Annotated in this window: 17 protein-coding genes; 5 read left to right on the top strand and 12 right to left on the bottom strand. The window is 71.0% G+C overall.

Going from position 1 to position 19,335, the window contains the following annotated elements; all coding sequences use genetic code 11:
- The first annotated feature begins 141 nt into the window (after window positions 1-141).
- Window positions 142-927: a VOC family protein gene (locus ACFV2X_RS09720; RefSeq protein ID WP_385613695.1), complete on the top strand. Its 786-nt coding sequence runs from the start codon at window positions 142-144 to the stop codon at window positions 925-927.
- A gap of 22 nt (window positions 928-949) precedes the next feature.
- Here the strand turns inward: ACFV2X_RS09720 and ACFV2X_RS09715 are convergent, their stop codons facing one another.
- The 6 genes from ACFV2X_RS09715 to ACFV2X_RS09690 form a co-directional block, all read right to left on the bottom strand.
- Window positions 950-2,356, bottom strand: a complete 1,407-nt coding sequence (locus ACFV2X_RS09715; RefSeq protein WP_385613692.1) for a geranylgeranyl reductase family protein — start codon at window positions 2,354-2,356, stop codon at window positions 950-952.
- A 103-nt stretch (window positions 2,357-2,459) separates the two neighbouring features.
- On the bottom strand, window positions 2,460-3,152 hold the full coding sequence (locus ACFV2X_RS09710; RefSeq protein ID WP_358630944.1) for a demethylmenaquinone methyltransferase: 693 nt from the start codon (window positions 3,150-3,152) through the stop codon (window positions 2,460-2,462).
- Between the two features lie 67 nt (window positions 3,153-3,219).
- The gene (locus ACFV2X_RS09705) at window positions 3,220-3,669 is read right to left on the bottom strand and encodes a hypothetical protein (RefSeq protein ID WP_385613688.1); all 450 of its coding nucleotides are present in this window, start codon (window positions 3,667-3,669) and stop codon (window positions 3,220-3,222) included.
- A 49-nt stretch (window positions 3,670-3,718) separates the two neighbouring features.
- Complete coding sequence (mqnC, locus tag ACFV2X_RS09700) at window positions 3,719-4,918, bottom strand: cyclic dehypoxanthinyl futalosine synthase (RefSeq protein ID WP_089509771.1); 1,200 nt, start codon at window positions 4,916-4,918, stop codon at window positions 3,719-3,721.
- A gap of 167 nt (window positions 4,919-5,085) precedes the next feature.
- Window positions 5,086-6,813 (bottom strand): protein kinase, encoded by a 1,728-nt coding sequence (locus ACFV2X_RS09695; protein WP_385613685.1) that lies wholly within the window; start codon window positions 6,811-6,813, stop codon window positions 5,086-5,088.
- A gap of 163 nt (window positions 6,814-6,976) precedes the next feature.
- On the bottom strand, window positions 6,977-7,909 hold the full coding sequence (locus ACFV2X_RS09690) for a menaquinone biosynthetic enzyme MqnA/MqnD family protein (protein ID WP_385613682.1): 933 nt from the start codon (window positions 7,907-7,909) through the stop codon (window positions 6,977-6,979).
- Window positions 7,910-8,224: 315 nt separating this feature from the next.
- Between ACFV2X_RS09690 and ACFV2X_RS09685 the strand changes: the two genes are divergently transcribed.
- Window positions 8,225-8,428, top strand: coding sequence for a cold-shock protein (locus tag ACFV2X_RS09685; RefSeq protein ID WP_014178671.1), 204 nt, complete (start codon window positions 8,225-8,227; stop codon window positions 8,426-8,428).
- 106 nt (window positions 8,429-8,534) lie between these two features.
- Here ACFV2X_RS09685 and ACFV2X_RS09680 read toward each other — a convergent pair whose 3' ends face one another.
- Entirely contained in the window at window positions 8,535-10,508 is a 1,974-nt protein-coding gene (locus ACFV2X_RS09680) for an AMP-dependent synthetase/ligase (RefSeq protein ID WP_385613680.1), read from the bottom strand.
- Window positions 10,509-10,716: 208 nt separating this feature from the next.
- On the opposite strand from ACFV2X_RS09680, the gene ACFV2X_RS09675 reads away from it, so the two are divergent.
- Window positions 10,717-11,223 (top strand): matrixin family metalloprotease, encoded by a 507-nt coding sequence (locus ACFV2X_RS09675; protein WP_385613678.1) that lies wholly within the window; start codon window positions 10,717-10,719, stop codon window positions 11,221-11,223.
- A gap of 8 nt (window positions 11,224-11,231) precedes the next feature.
- Window positions 11,232-11,894 (top strand): hypothetical protein, encoded by a 663-nt coding sequence (locus ACFV2X_RS09670; RefSeq protein WP_385613675.1) that lies wholly within the window; start codon window positions 11,232-11,234, stop codon window positions 11,892-11,894.
- Between the two features lie 9 nt (window positions 11,895-11,903).
- Here ACFV2X_RS09670 and ACFV2X_RS09665 read toward each other — a convergent pair whose 3' ends face one another.
- The 3 genes from ACFV2X_RS09665 to ctaD all read right to left on the bottom strand — a co-directional run bounded on the left by ACFV2X_RS09665 (window position 11,904) and on the right by ctaD (window position 14,743).
- Complete coding sequence (locus tag ACFV2X_RS09665) at window positions 11,904-12,551, bottom strand: TetR/AcrR family transcriptional regulator (RefSeq protein WP_385614014.1); 648 nt, start codon at window positions 12,549-12,551, stop codon at window positions 11,904-11,906.
- Between the two features lie 149 nt (window positions 12,552-12,700).
- Complete coding sequence (locus ACFV2X_RS09660) at window positions 12,701-13,066, bottom strand: hypothetical protein (protein ID WP_089509778.1); 366 nt, start codon at window positions 13,064-13,066, stop codon at window positions 12,701-12,703.
- 6 nt (window positions 13,067-13,072) lie between these two features.
- Window positions 13,073-14,743 (bottom strand): cytochrome c oxidase subunit I, encoded by a 1,671-nt coding sequence (gene ctaD / locus ACFV2X_RS09655; RefSeq protein ID WP_385613673.1) that lies wholly within the window; start codon window positions 14,741-14,743, stop codon window positions 13,073-13,075.
- A 160-nt stretch (window positions 14,744-14,903) separates the two neighbouring features.
- On the opposite strand from ctaD, the gene ACFV2X_RS09650 reads away from it, so the two are divergent.
- Entirely contained in the window at window positions 14,904-16,535 is a 1,632-nt protein-coding gene (locus tag ACFV2X_RS09650) for a GMC oxidoreductase (protein WP_385613670.1), read from the top strand.
- A gap of 16 nt (window positions 16,536-16,551) precedes the next feature.
- On the opposite strand, the gene ACFV2X_RS09645 is transcribed toward ACFV2X_RS09650, so the two are convergent.
- Together ACFV2X_RS09645 and ACFV2X_RS09640 are read right to left on the bottom strand one after the other, a co-directional pair.
- Window positions 16,552-17,667, bottom strand: a complete 1,116-nt coding sequence (locus tag ACFV2X_RS09645) for an NAD(P)/FAD-dependent oxidoreductase (protein WP_385613668.1) — start codon at window positions 17,665-17,667, stop codon at window positions 16,552-16,554.
- Window positions 17,668-17,797: 130 nt separating this feature from the next.
- Window positions 17,798-19,129 carry a dicarboxylate/amino acid:cation symporter gene (locus tag ACFV2X_RS09640; RefSeq protein ID WP_385613667.1) on the bottom strand — a complete coding sequence of 444 codons (1,332 nt, stop codon included), beginning with the start codon at window positions 19,127-19,129 and terminating at the stop codon, window positions 17,798-17,800.
- Between the last annotated feature and the right edge of the window lie 206 nt (window positions 19,130-19,335).

Genomic DNA, 19,335 nt, shown 5'->3' with positions numbered 1-19,335 from the left:
CCCGGCCCGCCCCGGCCTCCCAGCGGCGGCCTCCGGTGCCCGGTGCCAGACTGAGAACTGCCAGGGCGGCCGCAGCCCCGCGGCGGCGCAGGATCCGGCCCCGGCGACCCCGGCTCACCAGGATCCGCCGAAGGAGCGCACATGCTCACCACCGACTACGTCCCCGGCGCCCCCAACTGGCTCGACCTCGGCACCCCCGACACCGACACGGCCGCCGCCTTCTACACCGGCCTGTTCGGCTGGACTTCGGAGTCGGCCGGTCCCGAGGCCGGCGGCTACGGCTTCTTCAAGAAGGACCGCAAGACCATAGCGGCCCTCGGCCCGCTCCACGAGGAGGGCGCGCGCCCCGCCTGGACGCCGTACTTCCACACCACCGACGCCTCGGGCACCGCCGCGCTGGTCGCGGAGGCGGGCGGCACGGTGCGCACCGAACCGTTCGACGTCTTCGACGAGGGGCGGATGGCCCAGTTCACCGACCCCGGCGGCGCCCGGTTCGCCGTCTGGCAGCCCGGCAAGACCCAGGGCCTCGAAGCGGTCACCGAGCAGGGCACGTTGTGCTGGGTGGAGCTGCACGCCCCCGACCCGGTCGCCGATATCGCCTTCTACCACACGGTGTTCGCCTGGACCGCCGAGGAGATGTCGTTCTCCGGCGGGACCTACACCGTGCTCTCCACCGCCGGGCCCGGCGGTGGAGGCTCCTTCGGCGGCATGGCACCGCTCCAGCAGGGGCACGACGTCCCGCAGTGGCTGCCGTACTTCGAGGTGGCGGACTGCGACCAGGTCGTCGCCCGGGCCGAAAAGCTGGGCGCGTCGGTGCTGATGCCCGCCATGACGGCCGAGGACATCGGCCGTATGGCCTGGCTGGCCGACCCGGCCGGCGCGCACTTCGCCGTCATCACGAGCGCCAATCCGGCGACGGCCGCCTGAGCGGCTTGAACCGGCGCCCTCGCTATGCCTTCGGGGCCACCTTCGCCAGGCCGTTGATGATGCGGTCCATCGCGTCGCCGCCCGTCGGGTCGGTGAGGTTGGCCATCAGCTTGAGCGTGAACCGCATCAGCATCGGGTGAGTCAGACCGCGCTGGGCCGCCAGCTTCATGACCGTCGGATTGCTGATCAGCTTCACAAAGGCGCGGCCCAGCGTGTAGTAGCCGCCGTAGGTGTCCTTGATGACCTTCGGATAGCGCTGGAGGGCCAGTTCGCGACGGGCGGCGGTGGCGCGGGCGTGGGCCTGGACGATGACATCCGAGGCGATCCGGCCGGATTCCATCGCATAGGCGATGCCCTCGCCGTTGAACGGGTTGACCATGCCGCCCGCGTCGCCGACCAGCAGCAGCCCCCGGGTGTAGTGCGGCTGACGGTTGAAGGCCATGGGGAGGGCGGCGCCGCGGATCGGGCCGGTCATGTTCTCCGGGGTGTAGCCCCAGTCCTCGGGCATCGAGGCGCACCACGCCTTGAGCACCTCGCGCCAGTCCAGCTCCTTGAAGGACCCGGAGGTGTTGAGCACCCCGAGGCCGACATTGCTGGTGCCGTCGCCCATGCCGAAGATCCAGCCGTAGCCGGGCAGCAGCCGGTCCTGCGGGCCGCGGCGGTCCCACAACTCCAGCCAGGACTCCAGGTAGTCGTCGTCGTGGCGGGGCGAGGTGAAGTACGTGCGCACCGCCACGCCCATCGGCCGGTCCTCGCGCCGGTGCAGCCCCATGGCCAGTGAGAGCCGGGTGGAGTTGCCGTCCGCGGCGACCACCAGCGGGGCGTGGAAGGTGACCGGCGTCTTCTCCACGCCGAGCTTGGCCTGGACGCCGATGACGTTGCCCGTACGGTCGTCGATGACCGGGGCTCCCACGTTGCACCGCTCGTGCAGCCGGGCGCCGGCCTTCTGGGCCTGCCGCGCCAGCTGCTCGTCGAAGTCGTCGCGCTTGCGGACAAGACCGTAGTCCGGGTACGAGGCCAGCTCCGGCCAGTCGAGCTCGAGACGCACCCCGCCGCCGATGATCCGCAGACCCCGGTTGCGCAGCCAGCCCGCCTCCTCGGAGACGTCGATGCCCATGGCGACGAGCTCCTTGGTGGCGCGCGGGGTCAGCCCGTCGCCGCACACCTTCTCGCGCGGGAACGCCGTCTTCTCCAGCAGCAGCACATCCAGGCCGGCCTTGGCGAGGTAGTACGCCGTGGTGGAGCCGGCGGGCCCGGCGCCGACGACGATGACATCGGCGGTCCGCTCCGTGGATGCGGTCTCGCTCACGCGGGTCTCCCGAAGGCTCGGTAACGGCGTGCCGGTCGCGCCGGGCACTGGACGGTTGCAGTCTATGTGGCGTGCTCCGGCGGATACGGAGGGCCACCCCTGGTCGTGCCTGCCGCGCATCCGGCTTGACGCCGCGATCGCCTGACGCCGCGGTGGTTACGGCTTGGCGCCGCGGTGCTTACGGCTTGACGCCCCGGTGGTCACGGCTTGACGGCGCCAGTGGTTACGGCTTGACGCCCCGGTGGAGCGCCACGATCCCGCCCGTCAGATCGCGCCAGGCGACCTTCGCCCAGCCCGCCTTGCCCAGCCGCGCGGCCAGCCCGGCCTGGTCGGGCCAGGCCCGGATCGACTCGGCGAGGTAGACGTACGCGTCCGGGCTGCTGCTGACCGCGGTCGCGACCGGCGGCAGGGCGCGCATCAGGTACTCGGTGTAGACGGTGCGCAGCGGCCGCCAGGTGGGGTGGCTGAACTCGCAGATCACGATGCGCCCGCCGGGCCTGGTCACGCGCAGCAGCTCGCGCAGCGCCGCCTGGGTGTCCTGGACGTTGCGCAGCCCGAAGGAGATCGTGACGGCGTCGAAGACCCCGTCGGCGAAGGGCAGCCGGGTCGCGTCGCCCGCCGTGAGCGGAAGCCGCGGATGGCGCCGCTTGCCCTCCCGGAGCATGCCGAGCGAGAAGTCGCAGGGGACGACGTACGCGCCGGCGGCGGCGAACGGCAGCGAGGAGGTGCCCGTACCGGCGGCGAGGTCGAGCACGCGCTCACCGGGGCGCGCGGCGACGGCCCGCGCCACGGCCTTGCGCCACAGCCGGGCCTGCCCGAGCGACAGCACGTCGTTGGTGAGGTCGTACTTGGCCGCCACGTCGTCGAACATCGCGGCGACTTCGTGCGGCTGCTTGTCCAGGGATGCTCGGGTCACGCCCCCATTGTTCACCTGGCGCCGGCACGCCACGCGCGGGGCCCCGCCCGTGTCGTTCAGCGGCGGTTCAGCGGCGGCGGTGCACCAGCCGGCCGGCCAGCACCGTGGCCACGCACTCGCCGTCCGCGTCGAAGGCCGCGAGGTCCGCCCGGCCGGTCTTGACCAGCGCGGAAGGGCGCGGCCGGTCCAGGACGGCGACGCCGCCCCGCCGCGCGGCCGCCAGCAGCTCGGGGTCGGTGACCCGCGCCGCGACGACGGCCGTCGCGCCCAGCCTCAGCAGCGCGTGGATCCGCTCACGCGGGCTGGGCGCGTCGGGCACCGGCGCGTCGTGGACCAGGCCCGGGCCCAGCGTGCCGGGCCAGTGGCGCACCCGGGCCCGCGGATACGCCCGGAGCAGCTCGTCCAGCGGCCCGACCGCCGCGATCCGGTCGCCGTCGACCGCGACGGCGGCGTCACGCAGCGGCGCCGCGTCGTCGGGGGTGAGCCGGACGAGGGGCGCCGCGTGGAGGGTGAGCATCAGAAGTGTCGTATCAGGAGGTTTATCGGCAGACGTATCAAGAGGCGTCTCAAGAGGCGTCGATCAGCTTGAGCTCCGGGTGGGCGGTGCCGCCCTCGATCGCCGTCGACGACAGATGGGAGACGACATGGTCGTCGACCGGGTCGTTCGCCGGGTCGTCGTGCACGACCAGGTGCTCGTACGTGGTGGCGCGCTGCGCGGGCACCCGCCCCGCCGTACGGATGAGGTGGAGCAGTTCCATCCGGTTGGACCGGTGCCGGGCGCCCGCCGAGGAGACCACGTTCTCCTCCAGCATCACCGAGCCGAGGTCGTCCGCCCCGTAGTGCAGCGACAGCTGACCGGCCTCCTTGCCGACGGTCAGCCAGGAACCCTGGATATGGGCCACGTTGTCGAGGAACAGCCGGGCGATCGCGAGCATCCGCAGGTACTCGAAGATGGTCGCCTGCGTCTGCCCCTTCAGATGGTTGTTCTCGGGCTGGTAGGTGTACGGGATGAAGGCGCGGAAGCCGCCCGTACGGTCCTGCACATCGCGGATCATGCGGATGTGCTCGATCCGCTCGGCGTTCGTCTCGCCGGTGCCCATGAGCATCGTGGAGGTGGACTCGACCCCGAGGTTATGGGCGGTCTCCATGATCTCCAGCCAGCGCTCGCCCGACTCCTTCAGCGGCGCGATGGCCTTGCGCGGCCGCTCGGGCAGCAGCTCGGCGCCCGCGCCCGCGAAGGAGTCCAGGCCGGCGTCGTGGATGCGGCGGATCGCCTCCTCGGCCGAGACGCCGGAGATCCGCGCCATGTGCTCGACCTCGGAGGCCCCCAGCGAGTGGATCACCAGCTGCGGGAATTCCTTCTTGATGGCCGAGAAGTGCTGCTCGTAGTACTCCACCCCGAAGTCCGGGTGGTGGCCGCCCTGGAACATGATCTGTGTGCCGCCGAGTTCGACGGTCTCGGCGCAGCGGCGCAGGATGTCGTCGAGGTCGCGGGTCCAGCCCTTGGCGGTGTCCTTGGGCGCGGCGTAGAAGGCGCAGAACTTGCAGGCCGTCACGCAGACGTTGGTGTAGTTGATGTTCCGCTCGATGATGTACGTCGCGATGTGCTCGACGCCCGCGTAGCGGCGGCGGCGGGCCGCGTCGGCGGCGGCGCCGAGCGCGTGCAGCGGGGCGGACCGGTACAGGTCGAGCGCTTCCTCCGGGGTGATACGGCCCCCGGCGGCGGCGCGGTCGAGGACGGCCTGAAGCGATGCGTTCTCGGTCACCGGGGCGTCCCTTTCGGCGGGTTGCGGACGGACTGCCCCAGCCTACGCCAGCCCTCACGGCCCCACGCCGAGGCCCCACGGCGGCCTGCGTGGTGACTCCGTAGCGGCTCCGCGACGGCTCCGCGACGGCTCCGTGGCGGCCCTTCAGCGGGGCCCGGAACGGTTGGTCAGTTCACCTTGCGCAGGGTGCCGCTCGGGTTGCCGCCCTCCTCGTCCGCCGTCTCGTAGCGCAGCGAGCCGTTGGAGGCGAGCGTGAACCGTTCATCGGACGAGCCGGTGCTGCAGCCCGTCTGCCTCTCGTCCTTCTTGATCCGCGAGTCGAGGACCAGCGTGGTCGAGGTGGCCGAGACCAGCTTCCAGCTGCTGTCGCAGCGGAGCACCAACAGCTCGACCCTGCCACTGGCGACCCTGTCCCCCGGCTTTCCCTGGCGGATGGTGATGGTCAGCTCGCCCCCGGGAGCGCCGGAGTCGGTCGTCAGGTCGCCTTTCCAGGTCCCGAGGAACGCCTTGGGCACGCCCTGGCCGGCACCGTCGCCGTTGTGATCCGTCGCGCTGGGCCCCGGGGTCTTGGTCGCGGAGACATCGCTGTGGTCCTCGCCCCCGCCGGTGCCCGGCAGCACATGGAACACGACGGCCGCCGTCGTGGCGGCGGCCAGCGCGCCCGCGATCGACAGCACCAGCGTGCAGCTGAGCGCCTTGGGCCGCTTCCTGCCCCCGATGGCGGCGGACAGCGCGAACCTGCGTCCCCCGGCCGGCTGTCCGTCGGCCGGCTGCCCCTCTGCGGGGGCGGGCGTGCCGGGAGCCCGGCCCTCCGGCGCGGCGGCCTGGGCCGGGCCGCCGTACGACGGGTCCGGCGGGCCGAACGCTCCCAGGGGCGTGGCGGGTGTGTGCGCCGACGCCGCCGGGGTCCCGGGAGCCGTGGGGATCACCGGGGCGGGCGGGGTCCCGGGGGTCGACGGAGCCGCCGGCGTGACCGCGGGGACGGCGGGCGCCGACACGTCCAGGTCAAGGAGCTCCACCGCCCGCCGGCTCACCCGCTCGACCAGCGGCCCGGGCAGCCACCCCGGCCGCACCAGGTCCGAGGCGCCCCCGCCCGGGGCGAGGCGGCTGACGATCCGCTCCGGGGTGGGCCGGGCGGACGGGTCCTTGGCCAGGCAGGCGGCGACCAGGTCCCGCAGCTCCCCGGTCAGCCCGCGGCCGAGCCGGGCCTCCTCATGGACCACCTTGTAGAGCAGCGCGGCCGAGCTGTCGCCCGGGAAGGGCGGCTCGCCCGTCGCCGCGTACGCCAGCACGGCGCCGAGCGAGAAGACGTCGGCCGCCCCGTCCACGCCCTTGCCCAGGATCTGCTCGGGGGCCATATAGCCGGGCGAGCCGATCGAGGCGCCGGTCGAGGTCAGGGACACCGTGCCCTGCGTGGCCCGCGCTATGCCGAAGTCGATCAGGCGCGGGCCGTCCAGGGCGAGCAGGACATTGGACGGCTTGACGTCGCGGTGGACCAGGCCCAGGGCGTGCACGGCGACCAGCGCCTCCGCCAGCCCCGCGCCCAGGGCCCGTACGGACGGCTCGGGCAGCGGCCCCTCGTCGGCGATGGCCTGGCTCAGGGACGGGCCCGCGACATAGCCCGTGGCCACCCACGGGACGCGCGCGTCCGGATCGGCGTCCAGGACCGGCGCGGTCCACTCCCCGCCGACCCGCCGCGCGGCCTCCACCTCACGCCGGAACCGGGCGCGGAACTCGTGGTCGAGCGAGAAGTGTGCGTGCACGACCTTCACGGCCACGGTCCGGCCGCCCGCGCTGCGCCCCACGAAGACCCGGCCCATACCGCCCGAGCCGAGCCGGCCGAGCAGTCGGTATGCGCCGATGACCTGCGGGTCCTCCGCTCCCAGCGGCTCCATCCCGTCGCTCCCCCCTTGCCTGCGCCGCTCCAGCTTAGGTCCTGCCCCGGACATACCGCCGGGAGCGGGACCCGACGCGCACCAAGCCGTTACACCGCTGCCCAGGGCGGCCGAACGGCCGTTCCAGGGCGGTCAGACGGCCGTTTCGCCCGGTTCGCCCGGTTCACCCGGCACGGGAGCCCAGGTCCGCCGGGCGCACCCGTACGTCGGCGGGGTAGCCGGCCACCGGGCCGGTGCGGCGCGCGAACTCGGCGATGCCCTCCAACTGGCGCTCGCCCAGGCTGAAGTCGAGGGTGGTGAAGTAGCGCTCCAGGACCGACGCCTCCAGCGCCTCCCAGCGCGCCGCCTGCTCGGCGACCTTGGTGACCTCCACCAGGGACAGGTCCCGGGAGTCGAGAAACGCCTCGTGCACCTTGCTGACGATCTCCGGCTCCCGCTCCATGTACTCGCGGCGCGCCGCCCACACCGCGAAGACGAACGGCAGCCCGGTCCACTCCTTCCACATCTGCCCGAGGTCATGGACCTGGAGGCCGAGCTTCGGGGCGTAGTGCAGATTGGCGCGCAGCGCCGCGTCGCCGATCAGCACCGCCGCCTCCGCCTCCTGCATCATCAGGCTGAGGTCGGGCGGGCAGGTGTAGTAGTCGGGGGTGATCCCGTAGCGCTCGGCGAGCAGCAGCCGCGCCAGCCGTACGGAGGTGCGCGAGGCGGAGCCGAGGGCGACCCGGGCCCGGTCCAGCTGCTCGAGCGGCAGCTGTGAGACGATCACACAGGACATCACGGGGCCGTCGCAGCCGACCGCGATATCGGGCAGCGCCACCAGGTCGTCGGCGTTGCGCAGGAACTCCACCAGGCTGATCGGGCCGATGTCGAGATCGCCGCGGACCAGCTTGTCGTTGAGGGCGTCCGGAGTGTCCTTGGTGAGCTCGACGTCGAGCAGGGCGCCGCTGGTCGCCAGGCCCCAGTAGAGGGGCAGACAGTTGAGGTACTGAATGTGGCCGACCCTCGGCCGGGTCCGGCGGCAGGGCGGGTGGGCACCGCCTGCGGCGGTCGTGGCGTCGTATGTACTCCGGGCGGGGGAACTCGGTGAATTGTCCACATACGGAGGCTAGCCCCGTGCGTCGCGGACGACGGCGGCGGGGGCCGCGCGGGAGCCGCCGCGGGACCGGGGCAGCGCGCCCTGACCTTGCGCCCGACCTGGGGTTCTATCCAATCGGCCGAGCATGGAAACCCCTCGAATTCGTGATCTTCGGCTCTTTCCCCGCGCACACGCAGCGTGCTAAGCTCGCCGCAAGTTGCAGTTTGGTTTCCTTGCAGTACAAAGCCTGCGGAGCATGTAACCGCGGGCTTTTGTAGATTTTCAGACTTCTTGCAGGTTCTGGAGCAGGGCAACCCTTTGGCCCAAGGAGGGCTTATGGCTACCGGAACCGTCAAGTGGTTCAACGCCGAGAAGGGCTTCGGCTTCATCGCCCAAGACGGCGGCGGCCCCGATGTCTTCGTTCACTACTCCGCGATCAACGCGTCTGGCTTCCGCTCCCTGGAGGAGAACCAGGCCGTTACCTTTGACGTCACCCAGGGCCCGAAGGGCCCGCAGGCGGAGAACGTCAGCGCGGCCTGAGTAAGCAGTACCCAAGGAGCCCCGGCTTCCGCTTCGGCGGGGGCCGGGGCTCCTGCCTTCTTTTCGACCTTGAAATCTCCCCTATTCACTTAATCGTTTATTCACCTCAGATACCGGCATTGTTTTCTGTGTCATCCGCGTTCTTCGCGTTCTTCGCGTTCTTCGCGTTCTTCGCCGCGTACAGCGCCTCGATCTCCTCGGCGAAGTCCCGGGCGACCGCCGCCCGCCGCAGCTTCAGCGACGGCGTCAGATGCCCGGACTCCTCGGTCAACGACACCGGCAGCACGGCGAAGCGGCGGATCGACTCGGCGCGCGAGACCAGCTCATTGGCGTCGTCCACGGCGCGCCTGACCTCCGCGAGCAGCAGTTCGTCGGTGACCAGCCGGCGGATCGGCACGCCCTGCCGCTGCGCCATCCGTCGCCAGTGCGCCAGCCCGTCCGGGTCCAGGGTGAGCAGCGCCGTCACATAGGGGCGGTTGTCGCCGACCACCATGCACTGACCGACCAGCGGATGGGCGCGCAGCCGGTCCTCCAGCGGGGCGGGGGCCACGTTCTTACCGCCCGATGTGACGATCAGTTCTTTCTTGCGGCCGGTGATGGTCAGATAGCCCTCGTCGTCGAGCGCCCCGAGGTCACCGGTGGCGTACCAGGTCTCCGGGCCGCCCTCGGGCACGGCGTGCCCCAGCCGCGCGTCCCAGTAGCCGGAGAAGACCTGCCCGCCGCGCAGCAGCACCTCGCCGTCCTCCGCGATCCGCACCGCGCTGCCGGGCAGCGGCCAGCCCACCGTGCCCAGGCGCGGGCGCAGCGGGGGTGTGACGGTGGCGGCCGCGGTCGTCTCCGTCAGGCCGTAGCCCTCGAAGATCTCGATGCCCGCGCCCGCGTAGAAGGCGGCGAGGCGGCGGCCGAGCGGGGAGCCGCCGCAGATCACATAGCGCACCTTGCCACCGAGCGCGTCCCGGATCCGGCGGTAGACCAGCGGTTCGTACAGCGCGTGGGCGGCGCGCAGCACCGGCCCCGGGCGGCTGCCGCCGCGCCGGGCCTCCTCAAGCGCCGCGCCGTATCGCCGGGCCACCCCGGCGGCGCGGTCGAAGGCGCCGACCCGGCCCATCCGCTCGGCCGTCGCCCGTCCGCTGTTGTAGACCTTCTCCAGCACATAGGGGATGGCCAGCAGGAAGGTCGGCCGGAATCCGGCCAGGCCCGCCAGCAGGTCCTCGGTGCGGAGGCTGGGCGCGTGGCCGAGCCGGACCCGGGCCCGGAGACAGCCGACGGCGATCATCCGCCCGAAGACATGCGACAGCGGCAGGAAGAGGAGAGTGGCGGCGGGCTCGTCACTGACCGTTTTGAAGACCGGGTGGAGCAGTTCGATGGCGTTGTCCACCTCGGCGAAGAAGTTGGCGTGGGTGAGCGCACAGCCCTTGGGGCGACCCGTGGTGCCCGAGGTGTAGACGATGGTCGCGAGGTCGCCGGGCCCCAGGCCGGCCCGCCGCCGCGCCACCTCCTCGTCCGGGATCGCCCGCCCGGCCGCGTCCAGCTTGGCGACGGCGCCCGCGTCGAACTGCCACAGGTGGGCGAGGTCGGGCAGCTCCCGCCGTACGGCGCTGACCAGCCGCGACTGCTCCACGCTCTCGACGACGCAGGCGGCGGCGCCCGAGTCCCGCAGGATCCAGTGCGTCTGCGCCTGTGAGGAGGTGGGGTAGACGGGGACGGTGACCAGCCCGGCGGCCCAGGCGGCGAAGTCGAACAGCGTCCATTCGTAGGTGGTGCGGGCCATGATCGCCAGCCGGTCGCCGGGCCGCAGACCGTACGCGATCAGGCCCTTGGCGCAGGCCAGCACCTCGGCGGCGAATGCGGCGGCGGTGACGTCCCGCCAGCTGCCGTCCGGGTTCACCCGGCTGAGGACGGGGTCGGCGGGGGCCTGGGCGGCGTTGTCGAAGGGGATGTCGGCCAGGCTGCCGCGGGTGACGGGCGGGGCGAGCGGGGGGACGGCGGCCTGCCGTATCCGGCCGCCCGCGGACTGCAGTTCGGGTGGGGTGAGGGCGGGCACGGGGGTGGGCGCGGGAGGTGCTGACCGCTGTGGCATGACGACTCCTGACCCCTCAGTAACGTTACTTCAGAGTAACCATCCTTTGATTCCCCCGGGAAGACCTGTGCGAATGCGCCGTGTGGCGGTGCCTGTTTACGGTGATGCCCTCGGGCCGTACACCGACGAGGGGCAAGTGCCCATGGCGATACGCCTCCCCGCAGGTCTTCCCATACGTGTCCCTGTTCGCCGCCCTGTACGTCTCCCTGTGCGCGTTCTGACGACCGCGTCGCTGACGGTGGGGCTGTGCGCCGGGCTGCCCGCTCCCCCGGCCTTCGCGGCCTGCGAGGACGCCCCGAACACCGCCGGATCCGTGGACGGTTCGGAGCTGACCTACGATCTGCACACCAAGTACACGGCGGAGTGGGACCGGGCGCGCGCCGCCTGGAACGCACTGGGCAAGGTCGACGTCCGGCCCGACACGGGCACGGCGTACGCGGATGTGGACGCGACCGACGTCGACCGCAGCGACGTCGGCTGGTCCGGTCTGTGGGAGCCCCACGACCTCGGCTCCGACGACATCGTCCTCAACGACCACTTCCTGAAGGACTACTCCGCCGAGACCAAGAACGGCGTGGTCACCCATGAACTCGGCCATGCGCTCAAGCTGGGGCACCACACCGACACCGGCGCGGTCATGTACTGCGACGACACCCGCACCGCCATCACCCCGTCGGCCGACGACATCGCGGCCTACCGGGCCATCTGGGGGTGAACGGCGCTGTGCTCACCGAACTTCACCCCAGCGGAGCAGCGCGCACGGCGCATCCGAAGCGCAGGGCGGGCGCAGGAGCGCGCACCAAAGCGATCGCGCTCGGCTCGGCCCTCCTGGGCCTCGGCGGCGGCGCGGCCGCGTGGTTCACCGTCCCGTACGGCACCACCCACTACCACCCCACCTACGCGGTACGGCTCGACACCCCGGAATTCGCCTCCGGTTGGGCCGACGACGTGTTCATCGGCAAGGTCACGGCGCGCGAGGGACTGCGGCGTACGAACGGCGACCGGCTGCTGTGGACCACCTACCGGGTCGAGGTGCGCAAAACCCTCAAGGGTGAGGTGAGCGGCAGCGTACGGGTCGCCCAGGAGGGCGGCGACGACCCGCTGCGGCGGCAGCGGATCGTGGTGGGCGAGGCCCCGTCGCTCGAGGTGGGCAGGACCTATGTCCTGGCCACCCGGCTCGCCCCGGACGGCTGGCACACCGCCCCGTCCAACTTCCACCCGGTGGACCTGTCCCCCGCCGAGGGAGGTTCGGACAGCGGCACCGATATGTCCACGGTGTGGGAGAAGGGCGTCGCGCATCCGACCGCCCAGCGGCATACGCACCCCTCGGCGGTCTCCCGGGCCAAGGACCCCTCGGCGCTGTACGCCAGGGCCCACATCGGCTGAGCGCCGCCCCTACGCCCCTACGTGCTCGCCGGGCGACCAGCGCTCGCCCCGCAGCAGGTTGCCAAGCCCCGCCCAGGCGAAGTTCATCAGCGTGGCCGCCGCCTCCTCGGCCGAAGGCCCTCCGCCCGCCCGGTCGCCCGCCCACTCGGCCAGCGACTCCGCCGCGCCCACCAGCGCGTACGCGAGCCCGGCCGCCTCGCCGCCGGTCATCCGGCCCGTCCGCGCCGCCCCGCATCCGTTCTCCCGCACGGCCGCCCGGAGCAGATGGGTGACGAACTCGATGATCTCCGCCCGCATCGCGGCGACCTCCCGCGCGAAGGGATCGCCGTGCGTACGGGCCTGGACGTGCAGCAGCGCCCATCCGTCCGGGTGCTCGGCGGTGTGCGTGAAGAAGCCGTACAGCCCGCTCCACAGCCGGCGGTCGGCGGGCGCGTCATGCTCGACGGCGGCCCGTATCGCCGCCACCAGCGAGTCGGCCTCCCGCCGGATGCACGCCGCGAACAGCTCGTCTTTGGAGTTCAGATACAGATAAACCAGCGGCTTGGAGACCCCCGCCTGCTCGGCGACATCGTCCATGGAGGCGTTTCTGTAGCCGCGCCGCGCGAAGGTTTGTACGGCCGCGTCGAGCATCTGCTGCTCGCGCACCGCCCTCGGCATCCGCTTGCTCTTCGTCGCCCCGCCCACGCCGGCCGCCCCCTTCGCCCCTGCCCGCCCGGCACCCCTCGGTCGTGGGGTCTCCAGTCGCCTGGCCGCCGTCAAGCCTAAGGCTGGTGAAGACCCCTCACATCAGTTCCGGAAGATCAGGATCATGGTGTCACGCCCAGGGCCGCCCACAGCGCGACGGCGCCCACGACCGCCAGAGCCGTCATGGCCACCAGGATCCCTGCGACGCACCGGCACACCAGGCGCCGCCGCAGCTCGTCGTAGCGCGCCGTGTACTCGGCGCGCAGTTCCTCGCAGCGGTCGACGATGCGGCGCAGCATGCGCCGGGAGAGCTCGACGCGCTCCTCGGTGTACAGCCGGACCACCTCCTCGCGCTGGGCGGCGGTGAGCCAGGCCAGCCGTCCGGCGAACGCCTCGGCCTCCGCCCGGGCGTCGCCGAGCTCGCTCTGGCACAGCAGATAGCCCTCCAGCCGGGCGATGCCCGACTCGATCTCATAGGGATCGGGCACGTGTGCCTACGCCCGCTCGCGCTGCAACGACTCGGCGACGTCGGGGTGGTGCAGGTCGAAGGCGGGGGATTCGCTGCGGACCTTGGGGAGGGCGAGGAAGTTGTGCCGCGGCGGCGGACAGGAGGTCGCCCACTCCAGCGATCTGCCGTATCCCCAGGGGTCGTCCACGGTCACCTTCTCCCCGTATTTGGCGGTCTTCCAGACGTTGTAGAGGAACGGGAGGGTGGACAGGCCGAGCAGAAACGCGCCGATGGTGGAGATGGTGTTCAGCCCGGTGAATCCGTCCGCGGCCAGGTAGTCGGCGTAGCGCCGCGGCATTCCCTTGACGCCGAGCCAGTGCTGGACGAGGAAGGTGGTGTGAAAACCGGTGAACAGCGTCCAGTAATGGATTTTTCCGAGCCGTTCGTCCAGCATTTTTCCGGTGAACTTCGGCCACCAGAAGTAGAATCCGCCGAACATCGCGAACACCACGGTCCCGAAGACCACGTAATGGAAGTGGGCGACCACGAAATAGCTGTCGCTGACGTGGAAGTCGAGGGGTGGCGAGGCCAGGAGCACCCCGGTGAGCCCGCCGAACAGGAAGGTGACGAGGAATCCGATGGACCACAGCATCGGTGTCTCGAAGGACAGCGACCCCCTCCACATCGTCCCGATCCAGTTGAAGAACTTCACCCCGGTGGGCACCGCGATGAGGAAGGACATGAAGGAGAAGAACGGCAGCAGCACCGCTCCGGTGACGAACATATGGTGCGCCCACACCGTGGCCGAAAGACCAGCGATGGAGACGGTCGCGGCGACCAGACCCGCGTAGCCGAATACCGGCTTGCGGCTGAACACCGGAATGATCTCGGTGATCACCCCGAAGAACGGCAGCGCGATGATATAGACCTCTGGATGGCCGAAGAACCAGAACAGATGCTGCCATAGCACCGCACCACCGTTGGATGGATCGTAGACCCGCGCCCCGAACTTACGGTCCGCCTCCAGCGCGAAAAGGGCCGCGGCCAGCACCGGGAAAACCATGATCACCAGCACGCTGGTGAGCAGGACGTTCCAGGTGAAGATCGGCATCCGGAACATCGTCAGCCCCGGGGCGCGCATACAGATGATCGTGGTGATGAAGTTGACCGCGCCCAGGATCGTGCCGAACCCGGAGAAGGCGAGCCCCATGACCCACATATCGCCGCCCAGATTCGGCGAATGCACCTTGTCCGACAGCGGGGTATAGGCGAACCAGCCGAAGTCGGCGGCCCCGTTCGGGGTGATGAATCCGGCCACCGCGATGAGCGAGCCGAAGAGATAGAGCCAGTACGCGAACATGTTCAGCCGTGGGAATGCCACGTCCGGGGCGCCGATCTGCAGCGGCATGATGGCGTTGGTGAAACCCGCGAACAGCGGCGTCGCGAACATCAGCATCATGATCGTGCCATGCATGGTGAACGCCTGGTTGAACTGCTCATTGGAGACGAGCTGGGTACCCGGCCGCGCCAGCTCCGCCCGCATCACCATCGCCAGCAGCCCGGCGAAGAGAAAGAAGACGAAGGACGTCACCATGTACAAGTTGCCGATCTTCTTGTGATCGGTCGTGGTCAGCCAATTGATGATGACCGTGCCGACTCTGTTCCGGCTCTCCCGCTCGGGCTCCCGCTGCTCCGCCCGCCTCGCCTCTACCGCCATCGCTCCTCCGCCCGACGCCGTACGCGTCCGACGTTCATAACGCGGCTGGGGCGGAAGAGACGGCTATGACCCTTTGGTGGGCGTGTGACAGGAGTGGTCTGTAAAAGACCATGCGTGAGCGGTATGGGCGGAACCCAGGACTCCGGCGCATGATGCGGCCATGACAGCAAATCTGACGCGTCGTCATATTCTTGGTCTGGCCGCCCTGCGCGGCGCCGCGGCCCTCGGGCTCACCCGGATAGCCCTCTCCCCGGCGGCCGCCGCCGACCGCCCCGCCCCCACGGCGAGCGCCGAATACGCCCCCGCCGTCGTCGTCGGCTCCGGCTACGGCGCGGCGGTCGCCGCCCTGCGGCTCGGCGAGGCGGGCGTGAAGACCCTGGTCCTGGAGATGGGGCGGCTGTGGAACGCCCCGGCCTCCGACGGCAAGGTCTACTGTTCGATGACCGCGCCCGACCGGCGCTCCATGTGGTTCAAGACCAGAACCGAGGCGCCGCTGGCCACCTTCCTGTGGCTGGACGTCATCAACAAGGACATCACGCCCTACCCCGGCGTCCTGGACCGCGTCCGCTTCCCCAACATGTCCGTCTACGTCGGGCGCGGCGTCGGCGGCGGGTCGCTCGTCAACGGGGGCATGGCCGTCACCCCGTCCCGCGCGTACCTCCAGGAGGTGCTGCCCCAGGTCGACGCCGATGCGATGTACGCCACGTACTTCCCGCTCGCCAACCGCATGCTCGGCGCCGCCACCGTCCCGTCCGCCTGGTTCGAGTCCACTGAGTGGTACAAGTACGCCCGCGTCTCCCGCGACCAGGCGAAAACTGCGGGCCTGAAGACCGTCTTCGTCCCCAATGTGTACGACTTCGACTACATGCAGCGCGAGGCCGCCGGGACCGCCACCAAGTCCGCCCTCGCCCAGGAGGTCATCTACGGCAACAACTTCGGCAAGCGCAGCCTGGACAAGACCTATCTCGCGGCGGCCCTTGGCACGGGGAACGTCACCATCCGCACCCTCAGCCGCGCCCGTGCCATCCGCAGGGCCGCCGACGGTACGTACGTCCTGACCGTGGACCGCCTCGACGACACCGGTGCGGTCGTCGCGACCGACGAGGTCTCCTGCCGCTCACTCTTCCTCGGCGCGGGCAGCCTCGGCACCACCGAGCTCCTGCTGCGCGCCCGCGAGACCGGCACCCTGCCCGCCCTGAGCCCGCAGATCGGCCGCGGCTGGGGCGGCAACGGCAACGTCATGCTCGGCCGCGCCAACCACATATGGAACCCGACCGGCGCCAACCAGTCGACGATCCCGGTGATGGGGATCGACGACTGGTCCAACACCGCCAACCCCGTCTTTGCCGAGATCGCCCCGCTCCCGGCCGGTACCGAGACCTGGGCCAGCCTCTACCTGGCCATCACCAAGAACCCCGAGCGCGGCACCTTCACCTACGACGCGGCCAAGGACGCCGCCGTCCTGAGCTGGACCGGCACCCAGAGCGCCCCCTCCGTCGCCGCCGCCAAATCCCTCTTCGACCGCCTCAACTCCGCCAACGGCACCATCTACCGCTACGACCTCTTCGGCGACACCCGCGCCTTCGCCGCCGACTTCTGCTACCACCCCCTGGGCGGCTGCGTCCTGGGCCGCGCCACGGACGCGTACGGCCGGGCCGTCGGTTACGACAAGCTGTACGTGACCGACGGCTCGCTCATCCCGGGCTCGATCGGCGTCAACCCCTTCGTGACCATCACGGCCCTGGCCGAGCGCACCATGGCCCGCGTCCTGGCCGAGGACGGCGTGGGCTGACGGGTCACCGCCACTCCTACGGCCGCGCGGGCCCTTGGGAGCGCGGCAGCGGTTCGAGACCGTGCCGGCGCTCGCCCAGGACCCGCGCGCAGACCTCGGCCTCACCGGCCGGACCGAAATCGCCCCCGGAGACGGCTTCGGAAGCGGCTTCAGAGGCAGCAGCCGACCTGCGGCGGGCCACGGCGGCGTCGGTGTCCTCGGCCACCAGATCGGCGTTGATCGCCGCCGCGGCCTGGAACCCGGCCGCCTGCGCGACCGGGACGTTGGCCAGCAGGTCGGTGACGTTCCCCGCCGCCCACACCCCGGCCACCTCGGTGAGCCCGCTCGCGTCCGACGGCACATACGTCCCGACCCCCATGGGATGCTCCACCGCGCTCAGCCCGAGGCCCGCCAGGACCTCGCCGCGCGCCACCATCCGCGTCGCCACCACCAGGGCCTCCACCGGCACCCGCCGCCCCGAGGCCAACCGGACCCCGGCCAGCCGGTCCTCCACCACCTCGAGACCCGTCACCTCGCCGTCGACCACGGCGATCCCCCGCGCGGCCAGCCGCTCCCACTCGTCCTCAGCCAACTCGGCACCGGTGTGCAGAAACAGCGTCACCCGATCCGACCACTGCCGGAACAGCAACGCCTGGTGCACGGAGAGCGGGCTGACGGCGAGCACGCCGATGGGCGCGTCGCGGACCTCCCAGCCATGGCAGTACGGGCAGTGCAGCACATCCCGCCCCCACCGCTCCCGCAGCCCCGGCACCTCCGGCACCTCATCCACCAGCCCGGTCGTCACCAACAGCCGACGCGCCCGGAAGCGGCGACCGCTCCCGGCCTCGACGACAAAGCCGCCCGCCACCCGCCGGGCGGAGACCGCCCGATCGGACACGACCTGCCCGCCGTACCCGGCCACCTCCTCCCGGCCGATCCGCAACAGCTCCAGCGGCGACACACCGTCGCGCGACAGCAGCCCGTGCGCCCCCGCGGCGGGCGCGTTGCGCGGCTCACCGGAGTCGATCACCACCACGGACCGCCGGGCCCGCGCCAGCGTCAGCGCCCCCGACAGCCCGGCGGCACCCCCTCCGACCACCACGACATCGAACTCTTCAGAAATCCTGTCTTCAGAAACCTTGTTCTCGCTCATACGCCCACCGTGCGCCGCGGCTGCCGAAACCGCGAACCTTCTTGCCGCTTCGGCAAAGCAGCGAAAAGCACGCCGCCCCGCTCTCGGCCGAGGACGGCGGGAGCGGGGCGACGTCGGGTACGGGCGGCTGCTACGCCGCGGCCGGGACCACCTGGCGGTCGCCGGCCGCGTCCGCGTCGTCCAGGGGGGACGCGGAGGCGTGCTCGTAGGCGTGGTGGTCGAGGATCTTCTCGCGGGCCGAGACGAGGACCGGGATCAGGGCCTGGCCTGCGACGTTGGTCGCGGTGCGCATCATGTCCAGGACCGGGTCAATGGCCATGAGGAGGCCGACGCCCTCCAGCGGGAGGCCGAGCGTGGACAGGGTCAGGGTCAGCATGACGGTGGCGCCGGTGAGGCCGGCCGTGGCGGCCGAGCCGATGACCGAGACGAAGGCGATCAGCAGGTAGTCGCCGAAACCGAGGTGCACATCGAAGATCTGGGCGATGAAGATCGCGGCGATGGCCGGGTAGATCGAGGCGCAGCCGTCCATCTTCGTCGTCGACCCGAAGGGCACCGCGAAGGAGGCGTACTCCTTGGGGACGCCCAGGCGCTCGGTGACCTTCTGGGTGACCGGCATGGTGCCGACCGAGGAGCGGGAGACGAAGGCGAGCTGGATCGCGGGCCAGGCGCCCTTGAAGAAGTGCAGCGGGTTGACCTTGGCGACCGTGGCCAGCAGGGTCGGGTAGACGCCGAACATCACCAGGGCGCAGCCGACGTAGATGTCGGCGGTGAAGGTGGCGTACTTGCCGATGAGGTTCCAGCCGTACTCGGCGATGGCGTAGCCGATGAGGCCGAGGGTGCCCAGCGGGGCGAGGCGGATGACCCACCACAGAGCCTTCTGCAGCAACTCCAGAATGGCCTGGCTGAGGGTGAGGATCGGCTGGGCCTTCTCGCCGAGCTGGAGGGCGGCGACGCCCGCGACGGCGGCCATGAAGACGATCTGCAGGACGTTCAGCTCGGTGAACGGCGTGATGACGTCGGTCGGGATGATGCCGGTGAGGAAGTCCAGCCAGGAGCCCGCGTGGTCGGGCTTGGCGCCGTCCTGCGGGGTCAGGCCGGTGCCGGAGCCGGGGTTGGTGATCAGACCGATCGTCAGGCCGATGGCGACCGCGATCAGCGAGGTCGCCATGAACCACAGCAGGGTGCGGGTCGCGAGGCGCGCGGCGTTGTTGACGTTCCGCAGGTTGGTGATCGAGATCAGGATCGCGAAGAAGACCAGCGGGGCGACGGCGAGCTTCAACAGCTGGACGAAGATCGAGCCGATCTTGTCGAGGGTGGTGACCAGCCAGTCGACGTCACCGCTGCGGGCGACCCAGCCGAGCACCACGCCGAGCACCAGGCCCAGCAGGATCTGCGCCCAGAACGGCACCTTGGGCAGGCGTATGGAGGACGACGTGGACGACGCGTCGGGCACGGATGACAACGGACACACTCCGAAGGCAGGGAAAAGCGGGGAAAGGCGGAAATGTCAGGGGACGAGATAGCGGACGGGGGTGAGCCAGGAGTCCGTACGATCTCCGGCCGCTGGGGCGTCAGAAGCGGTCAGCGGCGGCGACAGGCTGCCGACCGGCAGCGGCAGAGATCGATGTGCAGGCGCGCCACGAGCGGGACGCTCATGGGGAATCGGGG

This window comes from Streptomyces sp. NPDC059679 (genome assembly GCF_042734105.1).
Classification (GTDB): Bacteria; Actinomycetota; Actinomycetes; order Streptomycetales; family Streptomycetaceae; genus Streptomyces.
This window is presented reverse-complemented; position numbering and strand designations above follow the sequence as displayed.